At 39.1% G+C, this 6,841-nt stretch carries 5 protein-coding genes and 1 pseudogene; all 6 read left to right on the top strand.

Annotated elements, in window-relative coordinates; all coding sequences use genetic code 11:
* Nucleotides 1-1,796 (top strand): SspB-related isopeptide-forming adhesin (locus HMPREF2885_RS03560; RefSeq protein WP_148131123.1); only part of this gene is annotated, 1,796 nt, incomplete at its 5' end.
* Nucleotides 1,797-1,930: 134 nt separating this feature from the next.
* Nucleotides 1,931-2,458: an FUSC family protein gene (locus tag HMPREF2885_RS03565; protein ID WP_000119887.1), complete on the top strand. Its 528-nt coding sequence runs from the start codon at nt 1,931-1,933 to the stop codon at nt 2,456-2,458.
* A 76-nt stretch (nt 2,459-2,534) separates the two neighbouring features.
* Nucleotides 2,535-2,891: a transcriptional repressor GlnR gene (gene glnR, locus HMPREF2885_RS03570; protein WP_000664333.1), complete on the top strand. Its 357-nt coding sequence runs from the start codon at nt 2,535-2,537 to the stop codon at nt 2,889-2,891.
* A 38-nt stretch (nt 2,892-2,929) separates the two neighbouring features.
* Nucleotides 2,930-4,276, top strand: coding sequence for a type I glutamate--ammonia ligase (glnA, locus tag HMPREF2885_RS03575; RefSeq protein ID WP_001122885.1), 1,347 nt, complete (start codon nt 2,930-2,932; stop codon nt 4,274-4,276).
* A gap of 453 nt (nt 4,277-4,729) precedes the next feature.
* Nucleotides 4,730-4,906, top strand: a complete 177-nt coding sequence (locus tag HMPREF2885_RS10235; RefSeq protein ID WP_261674084.1) for a hypothetical protein — start codon at nt 4,730-4,732, stop codon at nt 4,904-4,906.
* A gap of 412 nt (nt 4,907-5,318) precedes the next feature.
* Nucleotides 5,319-6,841 (top strand): annotated as a pseudogene (locus HMPREF2885_RS03585) (cell surface protein); the annotation flags it as partial.

A 6,841-nucleotide genomic window follows, 5' to 3' on the forward strand; every position in this document is an offset into this window, starting at 1 on the left:
CTCCAGATCAACCAGAGCCATCAAAACCAGAAGAACCAAATTATGATCCATTGCCAACACCACCGGTAGCACCAACTCCTAAGCAGTTGCCAACACCACCAGCGGTGCCAACAGTTCACTTCCATTACAATCGTCTATTTGCACAACCTCAGATTAATAAAGAAATTAAGAATGAGGATGGAGTAGATATCGATCGTACTCTCGTTGCTAAGCAGTCTGTAGTGAAGTTTGAGTTGAAAACGGAAGCTTTAACTGCAGGGCGTCCAAAAACAACTTCGTTTGTATTGGTAGATCCACTTCCAACTGGCTATCAGTTTGATTTGGAAGCAACTAAGGCTGCAAGCAAAGGTTTTGAAACAAGCTATGATAAAGCTAGTCACACTGTAACCTTTAAGGCTACTGAGGAGACCTTGGCTGCTTTCAATGCAGATTTGACAAAATCCTTTGAGACTCTATATCCAACTGTTGTTGGTCGTGTCTTGAATGATGGGGCGACTTATACAAACAACTTTACATTGACAGTCAACGATGCCTACGGTGTCAAGTCAAACATTGTTCGTGTAACGACTCCAGGTAAACCAAATGATCCTGACAATCCAAATAACAACTACATCAAGCCTTTGAAAGTTAACAAGAACAAGCAAGGTGTGAATATTGATGGCAAAGAAGTTCTAGCTGGTTCAACAAACTACTATGAACTCACATGGGATTTGGACCAATACAAGGGAGATAAATCTTCTAAAGAAGCGATTCAAAATGGTTTCTACTATGTGGATGATTATCCAGAAGAAGCCTTAACCCTTCAACCAGAATTGGTTAAGATTCGTGATCTAGAAGGTAACCTTGTATCAGGTATCAGTGTTCAACAATTTGATAGTTTAGAAGCTGCGCCTAAGAAGGTTCAAGATCTGTTGAAGAAAGCCAACATCACTGTTAAAGGTGCTTTCCAACTCTTCTCAGCTGATAATCCAGCCGAATTCTACAAGAACTATGTAGCAGCAGGAAAATCATTGCTCATCACAGATCCGATGACAGTTAAACCTGAATTTGGTCAAACGGGTGGTAAGTATGAAAACAAAGCTTACCAAATTGATTTTGGAAATGGTTATGCTACAGAAGTAGTTGTCAACAATGTACCGAAAATCACACCTAAAAAAGATGTGACAATCAGTATGGATCCAAGCAGTGACAATATTGATGGCCAAACCATTCCGTTGAACCAGTACTTCAATTATCGTTTAATCGGTGGTTTGATTCCACAAAATCATTCTGAGGACTTGAATGACTATAGTTTTGTAGATGATTATGACCAAAAAGGTGATCAATACACTGGAAACTATAAAGTTCTTGCCAAGGTTGATATCCGATTGAAAGACGGTCGTGTTATTAAGGCAGGAACAGACTTAACGGCTGAAACACAGGTTGAACATGATCAAGATAAGGGAATGCTTACAATTCGCTTCAAGGAAGAATTCCTTCAAGAGATTCAGTTGGATTCTCCATTCCAGGCTGAGACTTATATTCAAATGAAACGAATTGCTGTTGGAACCTTTGAAAATACCTATGTAAATACTGTGAACAAAGTTGCTTACGCCTCAAATACAGTTCGTACGACAACGCCAGAACCTAAGAAACCAGAGGAGCCAACGACTCCTACTCCAAATCCAAAAGGTAACCCTACTCTACCTCAAACAGGTACAAATGATTCAAGCTACATGCCATATCTTGGTCTAGCAGCTTTAGTAGGGGTTTTAGGACTTGGTCAGTTGAAACGTAAAGAAGACGAAAGCAAGTAAGCTCTAAAAGTTAAATAGAAAAGAGGAACTTTGTTTCCTCTTTTTCTTGTAGCTTGAATTAAAAACGCTTCCTATTGATTTTGGCTCATAAAATCAACTAATTTATGTTAAAATGGTAGTAGAAAGTTGAGATTATGAGTTATTTTAAAAAATATAAATTTGATAAGTCACAGTTCAAGCTTGGTATGCGAACCTTCAAAACGGGGATTGCCGTATTTATAGTTCTCTTGATTTTTGGTTTTTTTGGCTGGAAGGGGCTTCAAATTGGAGCGTTGACAGCGGTCTTCAGTTTACGAGAGAGCTTTGATAAGAGTGTCCATTTTGGAACTTCGCGTATCTTAGGAAATAGTATTGGCGGTTTTTACGCCCTTGTCTTTTTCCTCTTAAACACTTTATTTCATGGAGCCTTTTGGGTAACCTTACTAGTTGTTCCGATTTGCACCATGTTAACCATTATGACAAACGTTGCCATGAACAACAAGGCAGGAGTTATCGGTGGTGTAGCGGCTATGTTGATTATTACCCTATCAATACCAAGCGGAGAAACATTTTTGTACGTGTTTGCACGTGTATTTGAAACATTTATGGGAGTTTTTGTCGCAATCCTTGTAAATTATGATATTGAGCAACTGAAACTCTTTTGGGAGAAAAAAAGAAAATAATGTTACATTTTATGACATTATTCGTTGACGTATGTCTTTTTTTAGACTATAATAGACAGGAAGAAGGAAATTGTAAATGAAGGAAAGAGAATTTCGCCGAAATATGGCTGTTTTTCCTATCGGCAGTGTTATGAAGTTGACCGATCTCTCGGCTCGTCAGATTCGTTATTATGAAGATCAAGAGTTGATCAAACCTGATCGAAACGAAGGGAACCGTCGCATGTATTCGTTGAATGACATGGATCGTCTGCTTGAAATCAAAGATTATATCTCTGAAGGTCATAATATTGCTGCGATTAAGAAAAAATATGCTGAACGCGAGGCGAAGTCCAAGAAAGCCGTGAGTCAGACGGAAGTGCGTCGTGCACTCCACAATGAACTCCTCCAGCAGGGGCGCTTTGCTTCAGTACGGTCACCCTTTGGTCGCGGTTAGGCAATCGCAAGTAGTCATATATATTAAGGAGAAAACCCATGCCAATCACAGCTGCAGATATTCGTCGTGAAGTCAAGGAAAAAAATGTTACCTTTATCCGTCTCATGTTTTCAGATATTCTGGGAACCATGAAAAACGTCGAAATTCCTGCTACAGATGAACAGTTAGATAAGGTCTTGTCAAACAAAGCCATGTTTGATGGCTCTTCTATTGAAGGTTTTGTACGTATCAATGAGTCAGATATGTACTTGTACCCAGACTTGGATACATGGACAGTCTTCCCTTGGGGAGATGAAAATGGGAGTGTTGCAGGTTTGATCTGTGATGTCTATACAACAGAAGGCGAACCCTTTGCAGGTGACCCACGTGGTAATCTGAAGCGTGCACTTCGTCATATGGAAGAAGTAGGATTCAAATCCTTCAACCTTGGTCCAGAACCAGAATTCTTCCTCTTTAAGCTGGATGAAAATGGCGATCCAACTCTTGAGGTAAATGACAAGGGTGGCTACTTTGATTTGGCGCCTACTGACCTTGCTGACAATACACGTCGTGAAATTGTTAATGTCTTGACCAAAATGGGATTTGAAGTAGAAGCGAGTCACCACGAGGTTGCGGTTGGACAACATGAAATTGACTTCAAGTATGATGAAGTCCTCCGTGCCTGTGACAAGATTCAAATCTTTAAACTCGTTGTTAAAACCATTGCTCGCAAACACGGTCTTTACGCAACCTTTATGGCGAAACCAAAATTTGGTATCGCTGGATCAGGTATGCACTGTAATATGTCCTTGTTTGATGCAGAAGGAAACAATGCCTTCTTTGATCCAAATGATCCAAAAGGAATGCAGTTGTCTGAAACGGCCTACCATTTCCTTGGTGGTTTGATCAAGCATGCTTACAACTATACTGCTATCATGAACCCAACAGTTAACTCATACAAACGTTTGGTTCCAGGTTATGAAGCGCCTGTTTACATTGCTTGGGCTGGTCGTAATCGTTCGCCACTTGTGCGCGTACCAGCTTCACGTGGTATGGGAACTCGTCTCGAGTTGCGTTCGGTGGACCCAATGGCAAACCCATACATCGCTATGGCTGTTCTTTTGGAAGTTGGTTTGCATGGTATTGAAAACAAAATCGAAGCACCAGCTCCTATCGAAGAAAATATCTACATCATGACAGCAGAAGAGCGTAAGGAAGCTGGAATTACTGATCTTCCATCAACTCTTCATAACGCCTTGAAAGCTTTGACAGAAGATGAAGTGGTCAAGGCAGCCCTAGGTGAACACATCTACACTAGCTTCCTTGAAGCGAAGCGTATCGAGTGGGCTAGCTATGCGACCTTCGTTTCACAGTGGGAAGTTGATAATTATCTTGATTTGTATTAAGAACATAAAAAAGATTGTCTGATTGGGCAATCTTTTTTATTTTTGCAAATATTTAAATGGATTTTGATGTTGTTTTTTTGTATATATAACATAGTAAATGACGCAAAAATGGATTATTAGTTGGGCTGATTAAAAAGAAATAATATTCTGAAAAAACTCAGAATAAGATCTCAGTAATTCTATCTCAAAAATCTCTCTAATGTATGAAACAGTGGGTTTTTAACATTCTAAAAAAAATTTACAATTTGACAACATATTTCTTGAAATACTAATTAGTAAATGATAAAATATCATTTGACATGAATGAGGTTTAGCTCTCGTTTTTATAGGTTGATATATTATTTACTTGAAACTTATTCATGATATTTTACTATTATAAGAAAGGAGATTTTGTGTAAAAAAGACAGATGGTAGTTTCTGTTTTAAGAGATGGAAGTCACCATAGGTTTAACGGTGGGTTTAATTTATATCACTAGACCCATTAAGGATGAAGATATAGGTGCATCTTCAGTTTTGCAATCAACTTCAAGTGATGAGAACAATTCAACTTTGAGTTTAAAAGGTCAACAACTTCCAGAATTTAAAACGACCTCTCAAGATGGAAAATTGATTGCTAGTTCAGGACTGTAAGATAAACCTATATTAGTTGGCGAATGGGCTAGTTGGTGTCCTCGTTGTTAGAAACAACTACCCATTGTTCAGCAGATGTATGAAAAGTATGGAGATCAAATTCATTTTGTTCTTCTGAATATGAACGAACCAGGAAAAGAAACAAAGGAAACTGCTGATCAGTATATCAAAGAAAAAGGATATACTTTCCCGTATTATTATGACGAAGATCAGTCCGCAACCGATCTTTTATAGGTTCAAACCATACCAAGTATGTATCTTGTGACAAAACAGCAACTGGTAAAGAATGTATTAGTAGATCATACCACTGCTGAAAATTCCTCGAAAGAGTTACAAGAACTGCTAGACTGACATACATCTATTTCAGAATAAAGGAGGAAGAAGAAATCTCAATAGGATTTCAGAGAAAACTATGAGTGATTTCATTAAAAAGGTCTCCATTCTGTTTATGATTCTGTTTCTTTCTGTGCCATTAGGATTGGCTGGACTGTTCCTCGCTCGAGGTGCATCGGCTGATGAAGGGGCTGCTAGACAAGTAGGAGAGAACACAGAAATTATCCAGAATGGATGTTATCGTAAGGTAAAGAAAACAGAAAAAACACAGTGGACAGTTCCACGTAAACCGATCGACTTAGTTATCCTTCAAGATGCGAGTGGATCCTTTGAAAAGACTATTCCTAGTGTTAAGAATGCCTTGAAGCGTTTGACCACTTATGTGAAACCTGAACAGTACAATGAAACTGACCCACATTTAGTGAGTACAGGTGATCCAGATACGACTGACCGCGTCTTCGTTTCAGCTTATCAAGGATTGGATCAGGTTCGATATTTTGATAATGAGGACTTCACAGGAGCGATTGATACCTATACAAATGAGGGGATTACTGGTAAACATTATCAGTTTAGTTCAAGTGATTTAACATCAGATCAAAAATCTATTCATAGCTTTATTGATAATATTACTGTTGGAGGAGGAACTCCTACAGTTCCTGGTATTACGGATGCTCTTGCTGCTTATAACAGTCAAAAAGGAGAAATGAAAAATGGTCGTAAGACCGTATTCCTCCTTGTAACGGATGGTGTGGCCAATGGTTACCGTCTCCCAGATGGTAATGTTGTTATGGATAAAAGTTATGCCAGAACTTATAAGCTACAACCTGCATGGGGACTTGGTCAAAACTATTTCCCTGAAGCAGCGCAAGATATTGTCAGCCGTGCAAACGAGTTAAAAGAGGCAGGAAATACACTTAAGAATGCTGTTGGATCAGAAGGCTCTGTAGTTATTGGTTTCTGGGAGCGAGTGGCAGGGTTCACTGACCCATACTTCCAATATGGTTCTGCTTATTTGAATGGATTTGGAAAAACATTGAATATCGGTGATAACCGTTCAGTTCAAGGAATCTTCCATGATGCTCTTCAATCGATAGCTTCACCAGACAAGGTTGTAAATGGCAAGAACGTTTCCTTCTATGTTAATGAACAAAGCGATATCGATAAGTTCTCAAATCGAATTTTAGAATCGGTAGCTGCAGCGTTGATTAAGGAAGACATCAAAGGTGAGTTCACTGTTACACCTGGATATAAGGTTGATGCTGTTCGAATCAATGGTAAAACAGTTGTTGAAAAAGTCACAGATCCATCAAAACAAATTCGTGGTCGAATCAATCAAGAAGGTGACAATGTCACAATCTATGTACCTGATAGTGTCTTCAACCCTGGAGATAACAATTTCGACTATGATTTGAGTAAGGAGGCTCGTGCTCCTGAAACGAATGAAGAGGATGAAGTTGATCCGCCAGCTGATTACACACCAACGAATGAAACAATTACAGTCCCTGAATTGACGGGTGTCTTCAAGACAGGTGAATTTACAACCCGTAAGATCGGTGGACGAAATGAAGAAGTTGAAGTTCAAAAACTCGAGTACTGTTACCC

It is taken from the genome of Streptococcus sp. HMSC062H02 (assembly GCF_001813005.1).
Taxonomy (GTDB): Bacteria; Bacillota; Bacilli; order Lactobacillales; family Streptococcaceae; genus Streptococcus; species Streptococcus oralis_S.

Bases quoted from the DNA above. Each gene is read 5' to 3' on its own strand.
- glnA (WP_001122885.1), top strand. From the start codon at position 2,930: ATGCCAATCACAGCTGCAGATATTCGTCGTGAAGTCAAGGAAAAAAAT.
- glnR (WP_000664333.1), top strand. From the start codon at position 2,535: ATGAAGGAAAGAGAATTTCGCCGAAATATGGCTGTTTTTCCTATCGGC.
- HMPREF2885_RS03565 (WP_000119887.1), top strand. From the start codon at position 1,931: ATGAGTTATTTTAAAAAATATAAATTTGATAAGTCACAGTTCAAGCTT.